The following is a 22,287-nucleotide window of genomic DNA, read 5'->3' as shown; positions in this document are numbered from 1 at the left end:
AGCCATCGTCACCCGCCGGCTGTCCCGCCGACCCGGGTCGGATGTCCCGGCCCGGCGGGACCGATCGGACGGCAGCCCCGGCCCGGGAAGCCCGGTAAGGGCCCGACCGGACGCGCGGGAGGGGCCCCGGCCGGCGACGGGGGAAGGGCCCCGGCCGGCCCGGCGGGCGGGGGAAGGGTCCCGTCCGCCCGGGCCGACGGGGCCCTTCCCGGTCGACGCGCCCGGGGGCGGTCAGCCCGCCGGGTGCACGCTCACCGTGGTCGCCCGGGTCATGTCGGTCGCCGCGGTCACCTCCGGCAGCCCCTCGGTGTGCCCGCCGGAACGCACCCGGGACGACCAGTGGTCGTACCGCTGGCCGAGCTGACCGACCCGGACGAACGCCGCGCTGGCCAGGCAGGCGCTCAGCGGGTCACGCGGCTTGTCCGGCACGCTGGCCTGGACGCAGCCGGCACCGTACTGACCCTGGTCACGCAGCGGGTCGAAGCCCGACCGCTCCCCGTCGCACGGGTTCCAGTCGAACGTCTGGACGCAGTCGGCGTAGTTCTCCACCGCCTGCGCCATCGCGTTACGCAGGTGCTGGTGGGCCGACTGGTCGCCGTCGCTGCGCGGGCGGGTGTAGTCGGCGGGCAACCCCTGGCCGCCGTAGAGCAGGCCGGCGAGGCTGTCGTCGAGTTCCAGCGCGGTGCCCCACCCCAGTTCGGTGTACGCCTGCAACAGCCGCAGCGCGTCGGAGACCGCCTTGCCCTTCTGCCAGAGCACCCGGGACACCTCCCAGGTGTCGCTGCTCGGCGGGTTCGGCCCGGTGCCGGCCCGCATCACCCGGTAGAAGTACTTCTGCCGGCCGGACAGCATCGCGGCGGCCTTGCTGCGGGCGGACGTCGCCTGGGTGGCGACGACCGGGATCGCCGCCGACTCGAACGCCGGCTTGTACGTCCCCGCCCACCGCTCGGTGAGGTACTTGTTCTCGTCGTAGCAGTAGCCCTGCGGGATCGGGGACCGGACGTCCCACGAGCAGAACGTGCCGATGGGGAACACGCGGGTGGCGGTCTGCACCTCCTGCCAGTCCCCGCCGGCCCACTTCACCCGCGACCGCAGGGTGATCTGGAGGTCGCCGGTGGTGGTCTGGAACCGGGGTCCCTCGTGCTCCTCCACGTTGACGAAGTTCGCGTCGTAGCAGGTGGAGAACGTCGGGGCGTGCCCCGGGGGCATGGCGTGGTGGGCCAGGTGGAACGCGTTGGGCAGGTTGCTGCGGCGTACCGTCGACGGGGTCGGCCGGCCGACCCGGGTCGGGCCGCACCCGCCGATCGACTCGGTCTCGGGAATCCGGTTCGCCACCGGGAGTTCCTGGTCCGGGCTGCCCCACATGTCGTGCACCGGCAGGGTGTCGCTGCCGTTCCAGACCACCGCCTTGCGGACGTTCTCCACCTGGGCGTTCCAGCCGGCGACCGCGGTGCGGTAGTCGGCCATCAGCGCGGTGAACAACGGGTTGGTGCCGCCGTCGGCGGTCGGCTGGCTGAACTGCCGGACCCGCTCGTTGATGGTCCGCCCGGTCTCGGCGACGGCGTCGCCCCGCCCGGCGGCCACCTGCGCGGCGAACTGCGGGTTCTCCAGTTGCAGGATGTTGTAGACCCGGGCGGCGGTGGACCAGGCGGCGGCGTTGGCGACCGGGCCGACCGTCCAGGTGCCGCCGACCCGGTTACGCGCCCACTGGCCCAGGTAGTTGATCGAGCCGGCGGGCAGGTGGGTGTCGAGCACGCTGACCGGGTCGGCGAGGCTGGTGCCGGCCGGCGCGGTGAAGGTGCCCTCGTCGGCGGCGTTGACGGTGGCGAAGGTGAAGGTCGGCGACTCGGCCTTCGGGAAGTAGGTGCCCAGGTAGTCCGGGATCGGCTGCCCGGTGATCTCCTTGTGGTGCACGTACGTGGTGATCACCTGGTTGAGCTGGCTCTTGGCGATGTTCTCCAGGGCCACGTGGGTGGCGAGCGCCATCGAGTCGACCTTGCGTTCGATGGTCTGCAACTGGGTGGCGATCCGGCCCAGGTTGGCGCGTACCTCGTCGAGGCCCTTGGTCAGCGCGTCGAGCTGGGCGACCAGTCCGGCGTACATCTCCTTGAGCGCCGACTCGATCCGGTCGAACCGCTTGTCGATCCCCTTGGCCAGCCGGTCGATCTGCTGGCGCAGCTTGCCGATCTCCGCCTGGATCGCGGCGTTCGGGTCGCCGCCCCCGGCGAACAGGCCGATCAGGCTCACCGCCGCGCCGAGCAGGTTGCCGGTCAGCACCGCCGTGCCCATCGCCGTCGCGGCCATGGCCAGCCCCTGCCCGAGCACCGTGGTCACGTACGTGTTGATCGCGGTCACCGAGGTCACCACGGCCTTGCCGATGGTCTCCAACTGCTTGCCGAACTTCTTGTCGACGAAGCCGACCAGGGTGGACAGCACCGTGACGGTGGACCCGAGCCCCTCGAAGATCTTGCGGTTCGACTCGGTCTTCGCCTTCTCCGCGTCGATGACCGCCTGGCTGGGCTTCGGGTCCTGGTTCAGCGGGTAGGTGTTGGCGTAGTTGACCACCTCGGTGATCCGGTTGTTGCCGTCGGTGTCGAGCACCTTCAGCGTCGCGTACGCCCGCTCCTGCACCAGCGCCTTGAAGGCGGTCGCGTCACCGCGGACGTCGCGGATCGCGGACAGCGGCACGTAGTAGCCGAGGGTGCCGGTGTTGCCGTCGGCGCGCGGCTCGTGGATGCGGGCGGCCAGCAACCCGTCGACCGGGGTACGCACCCCGGTGCCGGTGCGCCCGGCGAACGCGCTGTCCCAGCCGGTGGCCAGCGCGTCGTCGGTGGCGGCCCGCCGGTGCAGCTCCCGCCAGGTGTCCTGGACCAGGTCCCGGGAACGGGCGTTCCACGCCGCGTCCTGGTAGCCGCCCCGGACCAGGTTCAACGCGTCCGGCACCACGTTCGCGCCCTCCGCGCCGACGGTGCTGGCCAGGAAGGCCCGCACCGCCGGGCCGGTGGTCACCGCGCCGCTGGACTCGCCGAGCCGGGCCAGCACCGCCATCGCCACCGCGAACCGGGACCGGTCCTCGGCCCGCGCGTCGCCGACCGCCGCGTCGGCGACCGCCCGGGTGGTGGCCACGTGCCCCGCCACCTGCGTCGCGTCGGCACCCGGCTGGCCGGTACGCCAGTCCAGCAGCTCGGCCGTGAGCAGGGCGTCCTTCAGCCCGGCCGCCCCGGCGTCGCGCAACTGCACCACCGCCCCGAACAGCGCCCCGTGCACCGCCTGCTCGTCGAACGGCACCGGGTCGGCGGCACGGGCCGGGGTCTGGTGCATGGTGACCGCCAGCACCGCCGTCAGGCCCGCCGCCCACAGCCGGCGGCTGCGCCACCCGCCGCCCGGGGACCGTCCCCGGGCATGTCTCGTCGCTGTCCCCACCGCTACTCCTCCCGCCCGCGGGCGCAACCCCGCCCGCCGTCACCGGGCGTCGACCCGGCCGGACCGACGCCGCACCGGGCCGCAGGGGGCCGGTGCGGTGACGACTCTGCGGGGCGGGGCGTCCCGACCGGCAGGGACAGCAGTCCCGCCGCACCGGGATTCCGGCGCGGCGGCTCAGCGGGGGCGGTGCGGGCCGGTCAGGGCCGGGGGCGGCGCAGGCGCAGGGCCTGGGCGACGTAGTCGAAGCCGGTGACCACGGTGACCAGCACGGCGGCGGCCATGATCCAGGGCCCGACGGCGGCGAGGGCCGCCGGCATCGGCCACAGGTACCAGGCGATGGCCAGGATCTGCAGCGCCGTCTTGAGCTTGCCGCCCCGGCTGGCGGCGATCACGCCGTGCCGGATCACCCAGAACCGCAGCCCGGTGATGCCCAGCTCGCGGACGAGGATCAGCACCGTCACCCACCAGGGCAGCCGGTCGTAGACGGACAGCAGCACCAGGGCCGCGCCGGTGAGCGCCTTGTCGGCGATCGGGTCGGCCACCTTGCCGACCGAGGTGACCAGGCCGAAGCGGCGGGCGATCCAGCCGTCCACCAGGTCGGTCATCGAGGCGAACGCGAAGATCAGGCAGGCGGCGATCCGCCACCCGGTGTGGGTCATGCCGGAGGCGACCACCGACGCGGCGAAGACCGGCACCAGCACCAGCCGCAGCAGGGTCAGGCCGTTGGCCGCGTTGAGCACCGGCACCCGGGCCACCGGCGGCGCGGACTCCGCCGCCCCGGTCACCGCCGCGCCCCGCTCCGGCCGTCGAGGCCCACCTGGCACCGCCCCACCTGGCTCCCCCGCTCCGTCCGGGCCCACCGTCACCGTTCCGCGCCGGGCGCCGCCGAGATCATCTCATCCGGCACGGCCACCAGGTCGACGCCCTCGGTCGCGGTGACCGTGGCCCGGACGAGGTCGCCGGGGCGCAACGCGGCCAGGTCGACCCCGCCGCCGACCGGGGCGACCAGGGTGGTCGAGCCGTCGACCTCGGGGGCCTGGTGCGCCGCCCGGCCCTCCACCACGCCGTCGTCGACCGTGTCGACGAGCACCTCCACGGTGCTGCCGAGCCGCTCCTCGGCCCGCTGCGAGCACAACTCGTCGGCGAGCGCGGCGAGCCGGTCGTAGCGGCGCTTGACGGTGGCGGCGGAGAGCTTGCCGGGCAGCCCGGCGGCCTCGGTGCCGTCCTCGTCGCTGTAGTCGAACACGCCTATCGCGTCGAGCCGAGCCTCGGTCAGGAAGCGGGTCAGCTCGGCCACGTCCTGCCGGGTCTCGCCCGGGAATCCGACGATGAAGTTGCTCCGCGCGCCCGCCTCCGGGGCCAGGGCGCGGGCGCTCGCCAGCAGCTCCAGGAACCGGTCGGTGGAGCCGAACCGGCGCATCCGGCGCAGCACCGGCTCGCTGGAGTGCTGGAACGACAGGTCGAAGTAGGCGGCCACGCCGGGGGTGGTGGCGATCGCCTCGACCAGGCCGGGGCGGGTCTCGGCGGGCTGGAGGTAGCTGGCCCGCACCCGGACGATGCCGTCGATCGCGGCGAGCTGCGGCAGCAGCTTCTCCAGCGCCCGCGGGTCGCCCAGGTCCTTGCCGTACGACGTCGAGTTCTCGCTGACCAGCACCAGCTCGCGGACGCCGGTCTTGGCCAGCCACTCCGCCTCGGCCAGCAGCTCGTCGGGGGTACGCGAGACGAACGCGCCCCGGAACGCCGGAATCGCGCAGAACGCGCACCGCCTGTCGCAGCCGCTGGCCAGCTTCAGCGAGGCCACCGGGCCGGTGTCGAGCCGGCGACGCAGCACCTGCCGCAGGTGCGCCGGGGTGTGCTCGTCGGTCTGCGGCGCGACCCGGGTGGGGGTGCCGTGGCCGGGCAGGGAGACCGCCGACTCCCGCCGGGCGACCGGGGTCAGCGGCAGCAGCTCGCGGCGGTCGCGGGGGGTGTGCGCGCCGATCGCCTCGCCGGCCAGCACCGAGTCGAGCCGGGCGGCGATGTCGGGGTAGTCGTCGAAGCTGAGCACCGCCTGCGCCTCGGGGAGGCTGTCGGCCAACTCCCGGCCGTACCGCTCGGCCATGCAGCCGGCGGCGACCACCTTCGCCCCGGTGTCGGCGGCGGCGAGCAGGGTCTGGATCGAGTCCTGCTTGGCCTTCTCCACGAACCCGCAGGTGTTGACGACCACCACGTCGGCACCCTCGCCGTCGGTGGTGACCTGCCAGCCGTCGGCGTGCAGCCGGGCGGCCAGCTCCTCCGAGTCGACCTCGTTGCGGGCGCAGCCCAGGGTCAGCAGGGCGACCCGGCGGCCGTCGGCGGGCGACTGCTCCGGGTCGCGGCTCGGCATCGGGCGGGCCGGGCCGGCGTTGTCAGGCGTGGGGGTGGCGGACACCATCCGAGGGTACCGGGCGACGTCGCGCGCCCGACCGACGGCGGCGTGCGGTGTCGGCCGGTTCACCCCCACCCACCGACCCGCCGACCGTTGATCAAATGACGAAAATGCACACGACACGCCGGGAACACCCGCTGAAACTGCAATCCGATCATGATGCACCCGCTCGTGGCAGCCGACGCGGCACCGGTCAGACCGTCGTCGCGCCCACCCGGACCAGCCGGTCCAGGAGGGCGACCTCGGTGCCGGCCAGGCCGGTGGAGCAGAACACCGACACCTGGTCCGCGCCGGTCCGGCCGGGGACCGCCCCGGCCAGCACCGCCCCCAGGTCCCGCAACCTGCCCGGGTACGGCCCGACGGCGGTCAGCATCGGGGGGTCGTACGCCGCCGCCTGGGCCGGCGAGTCGGTGACCAGCACGTCGGCGGCGTCGAGCAGGTCGGTGCCGAACTCGTGCCGGTGCACCTGCTTGAAGCCGACGGTGTTGACGTGGGTGCCCGGGGCGAGATCGGCGGCGGCCAGCACCGGGGTGACGCTGGTGGTGGCGAGCACCACCACGTCCCGGTCGCGGACCGCCTCGGCGGCCGAGCCGACGGCGCGGGCGGGTATCCCCAGCTCGGCGCGGACCCGGGCGGCGAACGCCTCGCGCCGGGCCGCCGAGCGGCTGTGCACGGTCACCTCGCGCAGGGGCCGGACGGCGGCGCTCGCCCACACCTGCGTCCACGCCTGCCCGCCGGAGCCGATCACGCCCAGGGTGGCGGCGTCCGGGCGGGCCAGGGCGTCGACCGCCACCGCGCCCAGCCCGCCGGTACGCCGGGAGCCCAGCTCCGCGCCGACGGCGATGGCCCGTACCGCCCCCGTGCGGGCGTCGTGCAGCACCACGAGCTGCTCGCCGGCCGGGTGGCCGAGGGTGTCGTAGGAGCGGAAGCCGTACCACTCGTCGGTGAGCTGCCCGGCGGTGAGCACCATCCGCCCGCCGGCCAGCGGTGCGGACGCCCGGGGTGGGGCGACGAGCCGGCCGGCGTGGGCGGCCAGCAGTGCGTCCCGCATCGCCGCGACGGTGGTCGGCGCGTCCAGGGTGGCGGCGACCTGCCGGTCGTCGAAGAGCAGCGTCATGCTCCCCATGCTGCAACCTCAAGCTGACTTCAGCTCAAGGTGTGGTGGGGAGGATCACCCCACCCCGCCGGCCGGCGGTGCTAGCGTCGGGCGTGGTGGCCCGCGCGGCCACCCCGGACGAGTCGCGGGCGTACCCGGTCAGGCCAAGACGCCCCGTACCGAACCGACTCGTCCCTGGCCGACGGCCCGGGACCGACCCCCGAGGTGATGCCCGATGGCCTGGATCGTGCTGGTGCTCTCCGGACTCCTGGAGACCGCGTGGGCGGTCTCCCTCGACCGCAGCGCCGGATTCACCAGGCCGCTGCCCTCGACCGTCTTCGCGGTCACCCTGGCCGCCAGCATGGCCGGCCTGGCGTACGCGCTGCGCGACATCCCCGTCGGCACCGGCTACGCGGTCTGGGTGGGCATCGGGGCGGTCGGCACCGCAGTGGTCGGCATGGTCGCCCTCGGCGAGTCGACGAGCCTGCCCCGGCTACTCAGCCTGCTGCTGGTGGTGGCCGGCGTGGTCGGCCTCAAGCTCTTCCACTGAGGAACCCCGGGAACCGCCCGACGGGTCGGGGTGGACCGCCCGCGCGTGCCGCAGCAACCGGAGTTGGCCGATCTCGGCGACGTTCTTCATCAGCTCGGCGTTCACCCAGGCGATCATGTGGGCGACGGTGTACGCGGGGTCGTCCCGCCACGGGAACGACGCGGTCGCGTCGAGGTCGGCGTCGCCGAGCTGGTCGAACACCGCCAACCACGCGGCGCGCAGGTCACCCAGCCACGCCACCGTCCGGTCCCGGTCACCGGGCCAGCCGATCTCGGTACGCTCCCGCGGCCTGCGCCCCCGCGCGTGGTCGGCGGCGACCGTCCACCACCAGCCGATGTGCCAGGTGATCCAGCCGATCGTCGGGACCGGGACCGGGTCGGGTTCGACGTCCGCCCAGTCCGGCACCCACCCGCCGTCGGCGGCCGGGCGCATCGTCCAGCAGTGCGGCGCGGGCTCCCAGAGCAGGTCCGCCGGTTCCAGGCGTTCCAGGTGGTACTCGAACAGGGACCAGGTCAGCTCGAACTGCGACCGCAACAGGTCACGACGGGATGCCGGCATCGGGTGACCCTGCCACACCGGCGGGCTTGGATCGACCGGAATTCCCGCGCCGGCACGCAGGTGGGCCGGCTGGGACGTCGCCGCCCGGTGCGTAGTTTCCGTCGGGTGTGGGTAGTGATCGATCACCACAGCACTCAGGCCCCCGACCACGGAGGACGTCATGGCCGACATCCACGCCCCCGCCCGCCCGCGTACCAACGCCGCCCGCATCTGCACGATCCTGGCGTTCGTCTTCGCCGTCGTCGCGCTGCTGATCGCGCCGGTCATCTTCGGCATCATCGGCCTGGCGCTCGGCATCGTCGGCGCGGTGCTCGGCGACAAGCCGCTGGGCTGGTACGCCGCCGCCGCGAACGTGGCCGCCATCGTCCTGAGCCTGGTGCTGATCAGCGCCATGATGAACAGCTGACCGGACCCACCCGCGCGAACGGGCCTGCCGGATCTCCGGCGGGCCCGTCGCACGTCCCGGGTCAGTCCACGTCGCCGCGCAGGCCGACCAGCACCTCTTCCAGCTCGTCCGGCTTGACCAGCACGTCGCGGGCCTTGGAACCCTCGGACGGGCCGACCACCCCCCGGGTCTCCATCAGGTCCATCAACCGGCCCGCCTTGGCGAAGCCGACCCGCAGCTTGCGCTGGAGCATCGAGGTCGAACCGAACTGCGAGGTCACCACCAGCTCCACCGCCTGCACCAGCAGGTCCAGGTCGTCACCGATGTCCTCGTCGATCTTCTTCTTGCTGTCCTGCGCCGGGGCCAGCACGTCGGAGCGGAACTCCGGTTCCCGCTGGTCCTTGCAGAACTTCACCACGTCGGCGATCTCGCGCTCGGTCACCCAGGCGCCCTGGATGCGGACCGGCTTCGACGCGCCCATCGGCAGGAACAGCCCGTCGCCCCGGCCGAGCAGCTTCTCCGCGCCCGGCTGGTCGAGGATGACCCGGGAGTCGGCAAGCGACGAGGTGGCGAACGCCAGCCGGGACGGCACGTTCGCCTTGATCAGGCCGGTCACCACGTCGACGCTCGGCCGCTGGGTGGCCAGCACCAGGTGGATGCCGGCGGCGCGGGCCAACTGGGTGATCCGGACGACCGAGTCCTCCACGTCGCGCGGGGCGACCATCATCAGGTCGGCCAACTCGTCCACGATCACCAGCAGGTACGGGTACGGCCGCAGCTCCCGCTCACTGCCCGGCGGGGCCTTGATCTCGCCGTTGCGCACCTTGCGGTTGAAGTCGTCGATGTGCCGGACCCCGTTGGCGGCGAGGTCGTCGTAGCGCATGTCCATCTCGCGCACGACCCACTCCAGCGAGTCGGCCGCCTTCTTGGCGTTGGTCACGATCGGGGTGACCAGGTGCGGAATGCCCTCGTACCCGGTCATCTCGACCCGCTTGGGGTCGATCAGCAGCAGCCGCACCTCGTCCGGCGTGGCCCGGGTCAGGATGGACACCAGCAGGGTGTTGAGGCAGCTCGACTTGCCCGCGCCGGTGGCCCCGGCGATCAGGATGTGCGGCATCTTCGCGAGGTTGGCGACCACGAAGCCGCCCTCGATGTCCTTGCCGAGGGCCACCACCATCGGGTGGTGGTCGCTGGTCGCGGCCCGGGACCGCAGCACGTCACCGAGTGCGACGTTCTCCGGGTCGGTGTTGGGGATCTCCACCCCGACCGCGCTCTTGCCCGGGATGGGGCTGAGGATGCGCACGTCGGGCGACTTCACCGCGTACGCGATGTTGCGGGAGAGCTGGGTGATCCGCTCGACCTTGACCCCGTGCCCCAGCTCGACCTCGTAACGGGTGACGGTGGGGCCCCGGGTGAAGCCGGTGACCTCGGCGTCCACCCCGAACTGGTCGAAGACGCCGGTCAGTGCGGCGATCACCTCGTCGTTGGCCTTGCTGCGGGTCTTCGGGGCCGCGCCACCGGTGAGCATGTTGGCCGGTGGCAGCACGTAGTCGCCGGCCAGCCCGGTCAGCGCGAGCTGCTCGGCGCGGGTGGGCGGGGCGGAGTGCTCCGGCGGCTCCACCGGCTTGCGGCTGGCCGGCACCCGGCTCGCCGGCCGGCGGGGCAGCACGATCGTCTCCTGGAGGTCGACCTCCGGGCCGACGTCGTCGAAGTCGTCCGGGTCGGGCGGCGGGGGCGCGGCCTTGCGGGCCGGGCGTTTACGGGCCGGCTTCGCGACGGCCTCCGTCGGCTCCGCGTCCTCCTCCGTGGGGGCCTCGGGCGGGGCGACCAGCGTGCCGGCGAGCAGCCCGAGCCGTTCCGGGATCTTGTTGATCGGGGTGGCGGTCACCACCAGCAGGCCGAAGACGAGCAGCAGGATCAGCAGCGGCATCGCCACCCAGGCGGTCACCGCCCGCTCCAGCAGGTCGCCGATCCCGGCGCCGACGAGGCCACCGGCGTAGTCACGCTGCACCGGATCGACCGGATTCTGTCCGATGTGCAGCATCGCCGCCGTGGCGACCAGCATGGAACCCCAGCCGACCAGGCCCCGCCCCCGGTGTTCCGGGTCCACCGGGGTACGCATCAGCCGCCAGGCGCCGATCATCAGCAGCACCGGCACCACCACCGCGATCGCGCCCAGGAACAGGCGCACGGTGTCGGCCAGCCGCGCGCCGAACGGGCCGGCGCCGGAGAACCAGATCGCCACCGCGCTGAGGATGGCCAGCCCGAACAGCAGCAGGCCGGCGCCGTCGCGGCGGTGCTCCGGGTCCAACTCCCGGGCCGAGGCGGCCTGCCGGCCGGCGGCCCGGAAGCCCCAGCCGACCCCGTGCGCCAGCCCCATCCACAGTGCCCCGATGACCCGGCCCACGTACGCCGCCGGGGCGGGCCGGGGCGCCGGCCGCCGCCGGGCCGTCGCCCGGGTGGTCTTCTTCGCCGGCTGACGGGCACGACTGTTCGTGGTGCCGCGCGGCGACGCGCCGCGTCGCCGGCTCGCCTGAGAGGTACGGCCCGCCATAGAGTCACCGTAACGGCGTTACCCGGCAGACCGCCGCTTTTCCGGGTCGTGTCCGCGCGTCGCAGCACGGACCACGCCCGCAGACGTGTTATTCGCCTCAGAAGGGATGCCCGATGGCGTCGCCTGCTTTCGCGGACCGTCCCGACCCCCTCGCGGGTGACCCGCAGGCCCTGCGTCCGCTGACCACCGACCTGGTCGCCGCCGTGCTGGGCACCCGGGGGTACGTCGTGGTCACCGACGGCGACGGGGACCTGGTGGGCCGCTGGGACGACAGCCTGATCTGGTTCCTGCGCCAGGGCGGCCACGGCGAGCTGCTCCAGGTCCGCACCCTGGCGGCGGCGACCTTCGGCATCGAGCACGTGCCGGCGCTCTACGCCTTCTGCAACTCGTGGAACCACGAGCGGTTCTGGCCGAAGGCGTTCGTGCACGTCGACGACGACGGTCGGGCCCAGGTCTGCGGCGAGGTGATCACCGACCTGGAACGCGGGGTCACCCCGCACCAGCTCGACCGGTTGCTCGACTGCGGCATCACCGAAGGCTGCCGGCTCGCCGCCGCCGTCGGCCAGCTACCCGGCCGGACGCCCGGATGACCGGCGGGTTCCGTCCCGGGGCGGACGGGTCGGCCGCGCCGCGCGACCCGGTCCTGGCCGCGGCGTTCGCCGACGCCGGGGACCTGCCCGACGGGGAGGCCCGGCTGGCCGAACTCGACCGGATCGCCGCCCGCGCCGACGCGCTCGGCGACCCGCACTCCGCCCTGGACGCCCGGTTCGCGCTGGTGGCGGCGTACCTGCGGCACGGCGGACGGTGGCGGATCGTCGAGCCGGTACGCCGCCTGCTGGCCGCCGTGGACCGCTCCCCCGACCTGCTCGACGCCCGTCCCGGCGACGCGGAACTGCTGCGGCGGCACCTGCGCCAGGCGGTGGAGGCCGCGATCGGCACCCCCCGGATCGGGCTGGACCAGGCGCACACCCTGCTCGACGCGCTGGCCCGCCGGGTCGGCGCGGAGGCCGGCGTGGTCGCCCAGTTGCGCTGCCGGCTCGCCGACCACGCCGGCGACGAGCCCACCGCCCGCCGCTGGTACGACAGGTGGACGGCCGCCGCGCCGGACCCGGAAGCCGGCTGCCCCGCCTGCCTGGCGGTACGCCGCGCCGAACTGCTCGCCGGCTGGGGCGACGACCGGGCCGCGTTGGCGGCGCTGCGCCCCGCGCTCGACGCCGGGGTCGACTGCACCGACCAGCCGGAACGGGCCCTCGCGGCGGGGCTGCTGCCGTGGCTGCGCACCGGGGCGGCCGGCCGGGCCGCGACGGCGCACCTGCGGGCGTACCGGCGGCACCGGCGGGAACGGGCCGCGTTGCCGTACCTGGCCGCGCAGTTGCGGTTCTGCGCGCTGGCCGGGCACCCGGACCGGGCGCTGGACCTCCTCGCCGAGCAGTTGCCCAGGCTGGACCACCCCTACGACGACCTGTCGGCGATGGAGTTCGCCGCCGCCGGGGCGCTGGTCTGCGCGCTCGCCGCCGAGTCCGGCCGGGACGCCCGCCGGGTCCGCCGCCCCGGCCACGCCGACCGGCCCGCCGCCGACCTGGAGGTGGCGACCCTCGGCACCGACCTGCTGGCCGAGGCGACCCGGCTGGCGGGCAGCTTCGACGCGCGCAACGGCACCGGTCACCACGCCGGCCGGATCGCCGCCTGGCTGGCCGAACGGCCGACCGGCGACCCGGTGCCCCTGCCGGAGCCGGAGAGCGTCGAGGACCCGGCCGACGAACCGTTCCTGCCCTCGGCCGAGGAGCCGGCCCCGCTGAGCCTTTCGCAGCTCACCGCCGTGCTGGACACCCGGGGCGACGTGTACGCCGTCGACGCCGCAGGCGTGGTGGTCGGCCGCTGGGACGAGGCGGTCGTGCAGTTCCGCCTGCTGGGCCGGGACGGGGAGATCCTGCACGCCCGGGTGGTGGCGGCCCGGCGGCTGGCGGCGGGCCGGCTCGCCGAGGCGTACGAGTTCTGCAACGCCTGGAACCACGACCGGCTGCTGCCGAAGGCGTACGTCCACGAGCTGCCCGGCGGTGAGCTGGTGCTGGCCGGCGACGTCACCACCGACCTGGCGCACGGGGTGGCCCCGGCGCAGCTCGGCATCCTGGTCGACGCGGCGGTGAGCACCGGCGTCGCGTACGCCGCCGCGGTCGCCGCCCTGCCCTGACCGCCACCGCCCGCACACGGCAGCGGCCCCCGACCTCCGGGCGGTGGAGGTCGGGGGCTGCGGTACCAGGGTGGTCAGCGACCGCGTCGCGTTCCCTGCTGGCCGCCGTTCGCGGTGACCAGGGTCAGGTTGTTGCGCTGGAGGATCTCGTTGACCGGCTGGAAGAAGGTGACGCCGCCGACGGTGCAGTCACCGGAGCCGCCGGAGGTGACGCCCTGCGCCTGGTCGCCGGCGATCCACGAGCCACCGGAGTCGCCCGGTTCGGCGCAGACGTCGGTCCGGGTCAGCCCGGTCACCGTCCCCTCCGGGTAGTTGACGGTGGCGTTGCGGGCCTGGACGACGCCGCACCGGGCACCGGTGGTCGAGCCGGAACGGCAGATCGACGCGCCGGGCGGCACCTCGACGGAGCCGTTGACCGGCACCGTGCCGCCGTTGAAGTCGCTGACCACCCCCTGCGGGGTCCACTGGCCGTTGGTGCGCACGAACGCCCAGTCGTCACGCGGGAACGACGACGCCGCGAACACCCCCTGCCGAGCCTGGTTGAACCCGGTGGTGCGGTCGCCGACCCGGCCGCAGTGCCCGGCGGTGACGAACCCGCCCACCACCGCGAAGCCGATCGAGCAGCGCCCGACGTCGTTGATGAAGAACGGGTCGCCGCCGACCAGGTCGAACAGCGGCCGCGGCTGCTCCCGGGAGGTGGTGACCCGGACCGCGTCCGCCGGGGCCCCGCTGCCCGCCGCCCACCGGCGGGCCCGCGCCTCGGCACCCGGCTGGGCGAGCACCACCACCGAGTTGGTGGCGACGTCGACGTACCAGCCGGTGATGGCCGGGGACGCCTGACCGCCGACCGCGTCGAGCCGGGTCTTCGCCGCGTCCAGCTCGCCGACGGCCCGGTCGACCGGCCTGGGCACGGCACCGGCGGCCCGGACCCGGTCGGCCTGGGCGGGGTCGGCGACCGCCACGTTCAGGGTGGACCCGTCGCCGCTGAGCCAGGCCCCGCCGTAGTCGTTGCCGAGCGCGGCCCGCAGCCCGGTCAACCGGGCGGTGGCCTGCTGCTCGGCGGTCAACCGCCGGACCGCCTGGTCCCGGCTGATCCGCAGGTCACGGCTCAGCGCGTCCACCACCTCGGGGGCCGGCCCGCCGGCCGCGCGGGCGTCGGTCCCCCCGGCGCGTGGCGTGCCCTGGTCACCGGCGAACGACGGCAGGGTCACCGCCGCCGTCAGTCCCGTCGCCGCCAGCACGACGCCGATCGCTGTCATCCGTCTGCGGTCCATCCGTCATGCTCCTCCCGGCCGACGCGGGGTACGCCCGCCGGACGGAGGTACGCAGGCGGCCACCGTTCGGTTGAGCACATCCGCAGTTATCGACGTACGGTGACCGTCGGGTCACGCATTCCCGTCCTGCCTGTCCCCCGCAGGGTGTGGTTGGCCGGGTGGCCGCCGCCGATACTGGGAGTCATGCAGGCGCGACGACAGCTCGGCGAGTTCCTCCGCTCGCGACGCTCCCGGCTCAGCCCCCAGGAGGCCGGGGTGGCCACCTACGGCGGCCGGCGGCGGGTGCCGGGGCTGCGCCGGGAGGAACTGGCCCTGCTGGCCGGGGTGAGCGCCTCGTACTACGCCCGGCTGGAGCAGGGGCAGGCCACGAACGCCTCACCCGAGGTGCTGGACGCGCTCAGCCGGGCGCTGCGGCTCGACGCCACGGAACGCCGCCACCTGTCCGGGCTGGCCGCCGGACCCCGCCGCCAGGCCGTCCGCCGGCCCCCGCCGGAACGGGTCGACCCGGCCGTCCACCAGCTCGTCGCCGCCCTCGGGGACGTGCCCGCGCTGGTGCTCGGCCGCCGGCTCGACGTGCTGGCCTGGAACACCGCCGGCCACGCCCTGTTCGCCGGTCACCTGGAACCCGACTCGGTGGACCTGCCGGACCGGCGGCCCAACATGGCGCGGCTGGTCTTCCTCGACGCGCACACCCGTGACCTGTACGTCGACTGGCCGGCCAAGGCACGGGCCGTGGTGGCGACCCTGCGGATGGCCTCCGGGCAGCATCCGACGGACCCGCTGCTGGCCGCGCTGGTGGGCGAACTCGCGGTACGCAGCCCCGAGTTCGCCGCCCGGTGGGCCGACCACCGGGTCAAGGCCGGCGGCACCGCCGCGTACGGGATGCGGCACCCGCTGGTCGGCACGCTGACCGTCACCCAGCAGAGCCTGCGCACCGAGGACGACCAGACGGTCGTCGTCGCCACCACCGCACCGGGTTCCCCGTCGCAGGCGGCGATGACCCTGCTGGTGCACGCCACGGTCACCGGTCGCGCCACCGCCCGGCAACCGCTGCCCGAGCGCGGCTGACCCGCCACTCCCGCCCCCGGCGGCACCGGGCGGGTGCCGCCGTCCCACCCCGCTGCGGCGGCCCACCGCCGGACACCGTCGTCCGGTGCGGTCCGACGCCGCGCCACACCACGCGACGACGGCGCTCCGCACGGGGCGTCCGGTCGTCCGTGCCCGAAACCGGACCCGCTCCCGGGTCCACGCACCCACGAAGGACGAACCATGCGCAGAAGAATCCGCACCCTCGCGGTGGCCGTCGCGGCAGTCGGCGTCCTGGCCGTACCGGCGACGCAGGCGGTGGCCGGCCCGGCGGGAGGCGTCCCGGCCGCCACCGTCGACCCGTCGACCCTGCCCGCCCGGATCGCCGTCCACTTCGACCCGACGACGGGGCAGCTACCGGAGAACATCGCGTGGGCCCCCGACGGCACCGCCTACCTCACCTTCGCGGCGGCCCGGCAGGTCGTCGCCGTCGACCCGGCGGGCCGGACCCGGGTGCTGGCCACCCTGCCCGCCCCCGCCGACGGCGGCGTGCACACCCCGGTGCTCGGCTTCGCCCTGACCACCGGGATCGTCCGGACCGGCGACGGCACCCTCTACTTCCTGTACGCCAGCGGTGACGCCGCCAGCACCGGCCTCTACCGGCTGACGCCCGGCCAGCCGCCGCGACGGATCGCCGCGCTGCCCGCCACCGGGCTGCCCAACGGGCTGGCGCTCGACCCGACGGGCCGGACGTTCTACCTGACCGACTCGGTGCTCGGCACCGTCTCCACGGTGCCGCTGGCCGGCGGCCCGGCCCGGGTCTGGTCGTCGGCGTCCGCCCTCGCCGCGACGGGCTTCCTCGGCGTCAACGGCGTCAAGGTGCGCGGCGGCGCGGTCTGGGTGACCAACCTGGACCAGGGCACCCTGCTGCGGATTCCGCTGCGGCAGGGCCGCCCGGGAGCCGTCGAGGTCAGGGCGACCGGGCTGGTCGGCATCGACGACTTCGCGTTCACCGCCGACGGCCGGGTCGTCGCCGCCCTCAACGGGCCGAACACGGTGGTCGGCATCGACCACGACGGACGGACCAGGACCCTGCTGACCGGTGCCGACGGGCTCCAGAACCCGACCTCGGTGGCCGTACGCGGGCGCACGGTCCTGGTGGCCAGCGCCGCCTACGTCACCGCGACCGACCCCAACCTGATCGTGGCCACCCTGCGCCACCGCTGAGCCCACCGCACAACGGGCCGGCCACCGTCGTGACGACGGTGGCCGGCCCGCAGCGTCCGGGTGGGGGAAGCCGCTCAGACCTCGACGACGGTCGGGACGATCATCGGGCGGCGGCGGTACGCGTCGTTGACCCAGCGCCCCACGGTGCGCCTGACGATCTGCTGGAGCTGGTGCGGGTCGGTGATGCCGTCCGCGGCGGCCCGGTTCAGCGCCTCGGTGACCAGCGGGATCACCGGGTTGAACGCGGCCGGGTCCTCGGAGAAGCCCTTCGCCGACAGGGTCGGGCCGGCGACCACCTTGCCGGTGACCGAGTCGACGACGACGGTGGTGGCGATGAAACCGCCGTCACCGAGGATCCGCCGCTCGGTGAGCAGCGACTCGCTGACGTCACCCACGGCCAGGCCGTCGACGTAGACGTAGCGGCTCTTCACGTGCCCGACCACGCTGGCCCGGCCCTCGACCAGGTCGACGACGTCGCCGTCCTCGCAGATCACCACTCGGTCCGGGGCGACGCCGGACTCGATGCCGAGCCGGGCGTGCGCCCGCAGGTGCCGCCACTCGCCGTGCACCGGCATCAGGTTGCTCGGGCGCACCACGTTGAGCAGGTAGAGCAGTTCACCGGCCGGGGCGTGGCCGGAGACGTGCACCTTGGCGACGTCCTTGTGCACCACCACCGCGCCGGCCCGGGCCAGCCGGTTGATCACCCGGTAGACCGAGGTCTCGTTGCCGGGGACCAGCGACGAGGCGAGCACGACCGTGTCGCCGGGGGCGATGGTGATGTGCCGGTGGTCACCGCTGGCCATCCGACCCAGGGCGCTCATCGGCTCGCCCTGCGAACCGGTGGACATCAGCACGATCTGGTCGGGCGGCAGCGTGGTGGCCTCCTCGATGCCGATCACCAGACCGGCCGGGATGTTGAGCAGGCCGAGGTCGCGGGCGATGCCCATGTTGCGGACCATCGACCGGCCGATCAGCGCCACCTTGCGGCCGTGCTCCAGCGCCGAGTCGAAGACCTGCTGCACCCGGTGCACGTGCGAGGCGAACGAGGCGACGATGATCCGCCCCTTCGCCTTCGCGAAGATCGAGTCGAGCACCGGCCCGATCTCCCGCTCCGGGGTGACGAAACCGGGGATCTCGGCGTTGGTGGAGTCCGACAGCAGCAGGTCGACGCCCTCCGCGCCGAGCCGGGCGAAGCCGGCCAGGTCGGTGATCCGGCCGTCCAGCGGGAGCTGGTCCATCTTGAAGTCACCGGTGTGCAGCACCAGGCCGGCCGGGGTGCGCACGGCCACCGCGAGGGCGTCCGGGATCGAGTGGTTGACCGCGAAGAACTCACACTCGAACGGGCCCAGCCGCTCCCGGCCGCCCTCGCGCACGGTCAGGGTGTAGGGCTGGATGCGCCGCTCGGCCAGCTTCGCCTCGACCAGGGCGAGGGTGAACTGGGAGCCGACCAGGGGGATGTCCGGCTTGTGGGCGAGCAGGTACGGCACCGCGCCGATGTGGTCCTCGTGACCGTGGGTGAGCACGATCGCCTGCACGTCGGCCAGCCGGTCCAGGATGGGTGCGAAGTCGGGCAGGATCAGGTCCACCCCGGGCTGCTCCACGTCGGGGAAGAGCACCCCGCAGTCGACGATCAGCAGCTTGCCGTCGTACTCGAAGACGGTCATGTTCCGGCCGATGGCACCGAGTCCGCCGAGCGGGATGATCCGCAGCCCGCCCTCGGGCAGCGGCGGGGGCAGTTCACCCTCGAATTGCGCCTCGGTCACGCGTCCACCTCATTCTGCGACGCCGTAACCCGGCGTCCGTCGTGTCGTTCGATCATTCGGGCAGGTCCAGGCCCGCCGCCGCGCAGTCCGCGCGCAGCAGGGCCAGTTCGTCGTCGGTGGCGTCCACCAGCGGCGGACGCACCGGGCCGGCGGGCAGGCCCAGCACGTTCAGGCCCGCCTTCACCAGGATGGTGCCCGGGCTACGGAAGATCCCGGTGAACAGCGGCAGCAGCCGCCGGTGCAGGGTCAGCGCCGTGCCGGTGTCACCCGCGTCGTACGCCTCGATCATCTGCTTGGCGAGCGCGCCGGTGAAGTGGGTCGACGTGCCGACCAGCCCGACCCCGCCGACCGCCAGGGTGGGCAGGGTGAGCGAGTCCTCGCCACTGTAGAAGGCGAGGTCGGTGCGGCTGGTCACCCAGCCGGTGGCGGTCAGGTCGCCCTTGGCGTCCTTGACCGCGACGATCCGCTCGTGCGCGGCGAGCCGCACCAGCGTCTCGGTCTCGATCGGCACCCCGGCGCGGTGCGGGATGTCGTACATCATGATCGGCAGTCCGGTGCCGTCGGCGACCGCGGTGAAGTGCGCCACCAACCCCCGCTGCGGCGGCCTGCTGTAGTACGGGGTGACCACCAGCAGGCCGTGCGCGCCGGCCTTCTCTGCCGCGGCGGCCAACTCGATGGTGTGCCGGGTGTCGTTGGTGCCGACGCCGGCCACGATCTGCGCCCGGTCACCGATCGCCTCGACCACCGCGCGGATCAGCGTCTCCTTCTCCGCGTCCGAGGTGGTCGGCGACTCGCCGGTGGTGCCGTTGAGCACCAGCGCGTCGTTGCCCTGCTCGTCGACGAGGTAGGTCGCCAGCCGGACGGCCCCGTCGAGATCGAGGGAGCCGTCGGCGGTGAACGGGGTCGCCATCGCGGTGAGCAGCCGCCCGAACGGGCGCGACACGCCCCGGTCGGGGGCGGCAGGGTGGTCGTGCGTCATGCTCACAACCTAGCGGACGAGCACCGGACAGCCGGTGGGGAAGGGCTCAGGACAGCTGTGCGTGCGGGCTGGTCGCCACCTCGGTGCCGTCGGGCAGGGTCGAGACGACGAAGTCGGCGAAGACGTTCGGGGCGACCCGCTGGAGCTGCCGCAGGCACTCCACGGCCAGCTCACGGATCTCCACGTCGGCGTGCTCGGTGGCCCGCATCCCGATGAAGTGCCGCCAGGCGCGGTAGTTGCCGGTGACCACGATCCGGGTCTCGGTGGCGTTGGGCAGCACCGCCCGCGCCGCCTGCCGGGCCTGCTTGCGGCGCAGCGTCGGGTTGGGCTCGTCGGCGAACCGCTGCTCCAACCCCTCCAGCAGCTCGGTGTACGCCCGCACGCTCGCCTCGGCGGCCTCGACGAACCGCTTGTGCAGCTCCGGGTCGTCGGCGATCACCGCCGGCTCGACCATCGCCGCGTCCCGCTCCGGCACGTAACGCTGGGAGAGCTGGGAGTAGGAGAAGTGCCGGTGCCGGATCAGCTCGTGGGTGAACGAGCGGGACACCCCGGTGAAGTAGAACGTCACGCTGCCGTGCTCCAGCACCGACAGGTGCCCGACCTCCAGGATGTGCGCCAGGTAGCCGGCGTTGGTGGCGGTCGCCGGGTTCGGCTTCTTCCAGCTCTGGTAGCAGGCCCGACCGGCGAACTCGGCGAGCGCCTGGCCGCCCTCGGCGTCGGTCGACCACGGCACGCCGTCGGGGGCCTGGAACTGGGTCCACGCGATCAACTGCACCTGGGGCTGCACCATCTCCGGCATTCCTGCGACTGTAGTGGCCCGGCGGGCTGCGGGGAAACTCGGGCCACCGCGCTGACCAGCGAGATCATGGACAGTTCCGGCCGGGGGCACCGGCGGGTGGTCAACGTCTCCCACCCGGCCGCCGCCAGCCGCGGCCGGTCAGACGTAGAGCGCCGTGAACGGTGCCCAGGGCAGGTTGCGCAGCACCGAGAAGGCCATCCAGACGGCGAGGAACCCGCCGATCACCGGGGAGCTGAGCCGCAGCTCGGGCAGCCGCCACCCGAACGCCTGCCGGCCCGCCCAGGCGACGAAGAGGTACGCCAGGAAGGGCACCGCGAAGACGAACACGGCGTGGTGGCGGGCGGCGGCCGGCAGGTCGGCGTGCAGGAGGTACCACAGCGCGCGGGTGCCCCCGCAACCCGGACAGTCCAGCCCGGTGGTCAGCTTGAGCAGGCAGCTCGGCGCGGCGTCCGGGTCGCTGGTGGTCGGGTCACTGACCAGCGCGTACGCCATGCCGGCGGCGACGCAGCCGAGCGCGGCCAGCGGGGCCGCCCAGCGCGGCGACCGGGCGTGCAACCGGAGCACGAACCGGGTGAGCCGGTCCGGCTCGGGCGGCTGCCACACCACCGGCGGCCCCGCCGACCAGGACCCGGGCGGCACCCCGTCGACGCCCGCGCCCGGGTGGGGGTACGGGTCGGTCGGTGTGCCGACGGGCACGGGATCGGCCAGCGTGTGGGTGGTGCCGGCCGGTGCGGCACCGGTCGACGTCGGATCGGTGCCCTGCCCCGACCGGGTCGGCCCGGTCGGCCCGTCAACGCTCGTCACGGCCTCACGGTACACCGGTGAGGCTGCGCAACGCGGCGGTCAGCGGGGCGGCCAGGTCACCGGCCGCCGGTGGGGCGACCGCGTCCAGGCCGAGCCAGCCGGCGAGCCGGTACAGCTCGGCGGCGAGCGCGACGGCGGTCTCCCCCGGGTCGACGCCGGGCTCCCGCCAGGCCGCCGGCACCAGCAGCACCCCGGCCTTGCGGTCGGCCTTGAGGTCGACCCGGGCGGTGAACCGCTCCCCCTGCAGGAACGGCAGCACGTAGTAGCCGTGCACCCGCTGCGCGGCCGGCACGTAGATCTCGATCCGGTAGCCGAAGCCGAACAGCCGCTCGGTGCGGGCCCGCTCCCAGACCAGCGGATCGAACGGGCTGACCAGGGTGTTGCCCCGGACCCAGCGGGGCAGCCGGGCGTCGACGTGCCGCCAGGCCGGCTGCCGCCACCCCTGCACCGTCACCGGCACCAGCTCACCGGCCTCGACCAGCTCGGCGACGGCCTGCCGGGCACCGGCCAGCGGGAGCCGGAAGTAGTCCCGCAGCTCCGGCTCGGCGGCCACCCCCAGCGACCGGGCGGCCACCGCGACCAGGGTGCGGTACGCCTGCGCATCGGTCGGCGTGGGCGCGTCGAGCGCGGCCGCCGGCAGCACCCGTTCGGGCAGGTCGTAGCGGCGGGCGAAGGAGGGCGTCCGGTCGGCGGCGGTGACCTCGCCGGCCCAGAACAGGAACTCCAGCGCCCGCTTCACCGCCGACCAGTTCCAGCCCCAGTTGCCGGTCTCCCGGGGCGCGTCGTGTTCGATCTCGGCGGCGGTCAGCGGCCCGGCGGCGGCCACCTCGTCGCGCACCCAGGCGACCAGTTCGGGCTGCTCGGCGGCGATCCGGCGCATCCCGCCCCAGGCGTCGTCGCGGGCCTTGGCCATCCGCCAGCGCAGCGCGGCGTGCAGCCCCACCGGCACCAGGGACGCCTCGTGCCCCCAGTACTCGAACAGCTCGCGGGGGCGGCGGTAGGCGGCGGTGTCGAGCAGGCCGGTCGGGTAGGGGCCGAGCCGGCTGTAGAGCGGCAGGTAGTGCGCCCGTTGCAGCACGTTGACCGAATCCATCTGGATCAGCCCGACCCGGTCGAGCACCCGGCGCAGGTGCCGGCGGGTGGGCACCCCGGCGGGCGCGGGGTCGGCGAAACCCTGGGCGGCGAGCGTCATCCGCCGGGCCTGGGCGAGCGAGAGCGATTCCGGTGCGACCATCGCCGACGACCCTAGAC

At 74.3% G+C, this 22,287-nt stretch carries 18 protein-coding genes and 1 riboswitch; of the genes, 6 read left to right on the top strand and 12 right to left on the bottom strand.

Annotated features, from left to right (window positions below):
• Positions 1-231: 231 nt before the first annotated feature.
• From B5D80_RS20865 to B5D80_RS20850, 4 genes are all read right to left on the bottom strand, one after another.
• Positions 232-3,423, bottom strand: a complete 3,192-nt coding sequence (locus B5D80_RS20865) for a hypothetical protein (RefSeq protein ID WP_144081727.1) — start codon at positions 3,421-3,423, stop codon at positions 232-234.
• 197 nt (positions 3,424-3,620) lie between these two features.
• The gene (gene pgsA / locus B5D80_RS20860; RefSeq protein WP_088645596.1) at positions 3,621-4,208 is read right to left on the bottom strand and encodes a CDP-diacylglycerol--glycerol-3-phosphate 3-phosphatidyltransferase; all 588 of its coding nucleotides are present in this window, start codon (positions 4,206-4,208) and stop codon (positions 3,621-3,623) included.
• A gap of 77 nt (positions 4,209-4,285) precedes the next feature.
• Positions 4,286-5,788, bottom strand: a complete 1,503-nt coding sequence (gene rimO, locus B5D80_RS20855) for a 30S ribosomal protein S12 methylthiotransferase RimO (RefSeq protein ID WP_088645627.1) — start codon at positions 5,786-5,788, stop codon at positions 4,286-4,288.
• A gap of 235 nt (positions 5,789-6,023) precedes the next feature.
• Positions 6,024-6,947, bottom strand: coding sequence for an ornithine cyclodeaminase family protein (locus B5D80_RS20850; RefSeq protein ID WP_169733086.1), 924 nt, complete (start codon positions 6,945-6,947; stop codon positions 6,024-6,026).
• A 91-nt stretch (positions 6,948-7,038) separates the two neighbouring features.
• Positions 7,039-7,105: riboswitch (guanidine-III (ykkC-III) riboswitch) on the top strand.
• Between the two features lie 56 nt (positions 7,106-7,161).
• Between B5D80_RS20850 and B5D80_RS20845 the strand changes: the two genes are divergently transcribed.
• Entirely contained in the window at positions 7,162-7,476 is a 315-nt protein-coding gene (locus B5D80_RS20845; protein ID WP_088645594.1) for a DMT family transporter, read from the top strand.
• Here B5D80_RS20845 and B5D80_RS20840 read toward each other — a convergent pair.
• Complete coding sequence (locus B5D80_RS20840) at positions 7,420-8,034, bottom strand: DinB family protein (protein ID WP_088645593.1); 615 nt, start codon at positions 8,032-8,034, stop codon at positions 7,420-7,422. The two genes, B5D80_RS20845 and B5D80_RS20840, sit on opposite strands and share 57 nt — an antisense overlap.
• 160 nt (positions 8,035-8,194) lie before the next feature.
• Between B5D80_RS20840 and B5D80_RS20835 the strand changes: the two genes are divergently transcribed.
• Entirely contained in the window at positions 8,195-8,440 is a 246-nt protein-coding gene (locus B5D80_RS20835) for a hypothetical protein (protein ID WP_088645592.1), read from the top strand.
• 61 nt (positions 8,441-8,501) lie between these two features.
• On the opposite strand, the gene B5D80_RS20830 is transcribed toward B5D80_RS20835, so the two are convergent.
• Complete coding sequence (locus B5D80_RS20830; RefSeq protein WP_088645591.1) at positions 8,502-10,973, bottom strand: FtsK/SpoIIIE family DNA translocase; 2,472 nt, start codon at positions 10,971-10,973, stop codon at positions 8,502-8,504.
• 113 nt (positions 10,974-11,086) lie between these two features.
• On the opposite strand from B5D80_RS20830, the gene B5D80_RS20825 reads away from it, so the two are divergent.
• Positions 11,087-11,563, top strand: coding sequence for a type III secretion system chaperone family protein (locus tag B5D80_RS20825; protein WP_088645590.1), 477 nt, complete (start codon positions 11,087-11,089; stop codon positions 11,561-11,563).
• Positions 11,560-13,164 carry a type III secretion system chaperone family protein gene (locus B5D80_RS20820; RefSeq protein WP_088645589.1) on the top strand — a complete coding sequence of 535 codons (1,605 nt, stop codon included), beginning with the start codon at positions 11,560-11,562 and terminating at the stop codon, positions 13,162-13,164. Before B5D80_RS20825 ends, B5D80_RS20820 begins: the two co-directional genes overlap by 4 nt.
• Before the next feature lie 74 nt (positions 13,165-13,238).
• On the opposite strand, the gene B5D80_RS20815 is transcribed toward B5D80_RS20820, so the two are convergent.
• On the bottom strand, positions 13,239-14,438 hold the full coding sequence (locus B5D80_RS20815; RefSeq protein WP_088645588.1) for a S1 family peptidase: 1,200 nt from the start codon (positions 14,436-14,438) through the stop codon (positions 13,239-13,241).
• A 183-nt stretch (positions 14,439-14,621) separates the two neighbouring features.
• Here B5D80_RS20815 and B5D80_RS20810 point away from each other — a divergent pair, with 183 nt between their 5' ends.
• Positions 14,622-15,506: a helix-turn-helix domain-containing protein gene (locus tag B5D80_RS20810; RefSeq protein WP_088645587.1), complete on the top strand. Its 885-nt coding sequence runs from the start codon at positions 14,622-14,624 to the stop codon at positions 15,504-15,506.
• Between the two features lie 201 nt (positions 15,507-15,707).
• Positions 15,708-16,691, top strand: a complete 984-nt coding sequence (locus B5D80_RS20805; RefSeq protein WP_088645586.1) for an SMP-30/gluconolactonase/LRE family protein — start codon at positions 15,708-15,710, stop codon at positions 16,689-16,691.
• A 74-nt stretch (positions 16,692-16,765) separates the two neighbouring features.
• Here the strand turns inward: B5D80_RS20805 and B5D80_RS20800 are convergent, their stop codons facing one another.
• The 5 genes from B5D80_RS20800 to B5D80_RS20780 all read right to left on the bottom strand — a co-directional run bounded on the left by B5D80_RS20800 (position 16,766) and on the right by B5D80_RS20780 (position 22,270).
• Positions 16,766-18,454, bottom strand: coding sequence for a ribonuclease J (locus tag B5D80_RS20800; RefSeq protein ID WP_088645585.1), 1,689 nt, complete (start codon positions 18,452-18,454; stop codon positions 16,766-16,768).
• Between the two features lie 52 nt (positions 18,455-18,506).
• Entirely contained in the window at positions 18,507-19,433 is a 927-nt protein-coding gene (dapA, locus tag B5D80_RS20795) for a 4-hydroxy-tetrahydrodipicolinate synthase (RefSeq protein ID WP_088645584.1), read from the bottom strand.
• A 46-nt stretch (positions 19,434-19,479) separates the two neighbouring features.
• Entirely contained in the window at positions 19,480-20,223 is a 744-nt protein-coding gene (gene thyX / locus B5D80_RS20790) for an FAD-dependent thymidylate synthase (protein ID WP_088645583.1), read from the bottom strand.
• A 147-nt stretch (positions 20,224-20,370) separates the two neighbouring features.
• On the bottom strand, positions 20,371-21,036 hold the full coding sequence (locus B5D80_RS20785) for a DUF2752 domain-containing protein (protein ID WP_425437224.1): 666 nt from the start codon (positions 21,034-21,036) through the stop codon (positions 20,371-20,373).
• A 4-nt stretch (positions 21,037-21,040) separates the two neighbouring features.
• Positions 21,041-22,270: a winged helix-turn-helix domain-containing protein gene (locus B5D80_RS20780; protein ID WP_088645582.1), complete on the bottom strand. Its 1,230-nt coding sequence runs from the start codon at positions 22,268-22,270 to the stop codon at positions 21,041-21,043.
• Positions 22,271-22,287 lie beyond the last annotated feature (17 nt).

Source organism: Micromonospora wenchangensis (genome assembly GCF_002210435.1).
GTDB lineage: Bacteria > Actinomycetota > Actinomycetes > Mycobacteriales > Micromonosporaceae > Micromonospora > Micromonospora wenchangensis.
Note: the sequence above shows the minus strand (reverse complement) of the source record. Positions and strands in the feature narration are given on the sequence as shown.

Excerpts from the sequence above, each read along its gene's own strand:
- rimO (WP_088645627.1), bottom strand. The coding sequence starts at position 5,788 with ATGCCGAGCCGCGACCCGGAGCAGTCGCCCGCCGACGGCCGCCGGGTC.
- B5D80_RS20850 (WP_169733086.1), bottom strand. The coding sequence starts at position 6,947 with ATGACGCTGCTCTTCGACGACCGGCAGGTCGCCGCCACCCTGGACGCG.
- B5D80_RS20845 (WP_088645594.1), top strand. The coding sequence starts at position 7,162 with ATGGCCTGGATCGTGCTGGTGCTCTCCGGACTCCTGGAGACCGCGTGG.
- B5D80_RS20840 (WP_088645593.1), bottom strand. The coding sequence starts at position 8,034 with ATGCCGGCATCCCGTCGTGACCTGTTGCGGTCGCAGTTCGAGCTGACC.
- B5D80_RS20835 (WP_088645592.1), top strand. The coding sequence starts at position 8,195 with ATGGCCGACATCCACGCCCCCGCCCGCCCGCGTACCAACGCCGCCCGC.
- B5D80_RS20830 (WP_088645591.1), bottom strand. The coding sequence starts at position 10,973 with ATGGCGGGCCGTACCTCTCAGGCGAGCCGGCGACGCGGCGCGTCGCCG.
- B5D80_RS20825 (WP_088645590.1), top strand. The coding sequence starts at position 11,087 with ATGGCGTCGCCTGCTTTCGCGGACCGTCCCGACCCCCTCGCGGGTGAC.
- B5D80_RS20820 (WP_088645589.1), top strand. The coding sequence starts at position 11,560 with ATGACCGGCGGGTTCCGTCCCGGGGCGGACGGGTCGGCCGCGCCGCGC.
- B5D80_RS20815 (WP_088645588.1), bottom strand. The coding sequence starts at position 14,438 with ATGGACCGCAGACGGATGACAGCGATCGGCGTCGTGCTGGCGGCGACG.
- B5D80_RS20810 (WP_088645587.1), top strand. The coding sequence starts at position 14,622 with ATGCAGGCGCGACGACAGCTCGGCGAGTTCCTCCGCTCGCGACGCTCC.
- B5D80_RS20805 (WP_088645586.1), top strand. The coding sequence starts at position 15,708 with ATGCGCAGAAGAATCCGCACCCTCGCGGTGGCCGTCGCGGCAGTCGGC.
- dapA (WP_088645584.1), bottom strand. The coding sequence starts at position 19,433 with ATGACGCACGACCACCCTGCCGCCCCCGACCGGGGCGTGTCGCGCCCG.
- thyX (WP_088645583.1), bottom strand. The coding sequence starts at position 20,223 with ATGGTGCAGCCCCAGGTGCAGTTGATCGCGTGGACCCAGTTCCAGGCC.
- B5D80_RS20780 (WP_088645582.1), bottom strand. The coding sequence starts at position 22,270 with ATGGTCGCACCGGAATCGCTCTCGCTCGCCCAGGCCCGGCGGATGACG.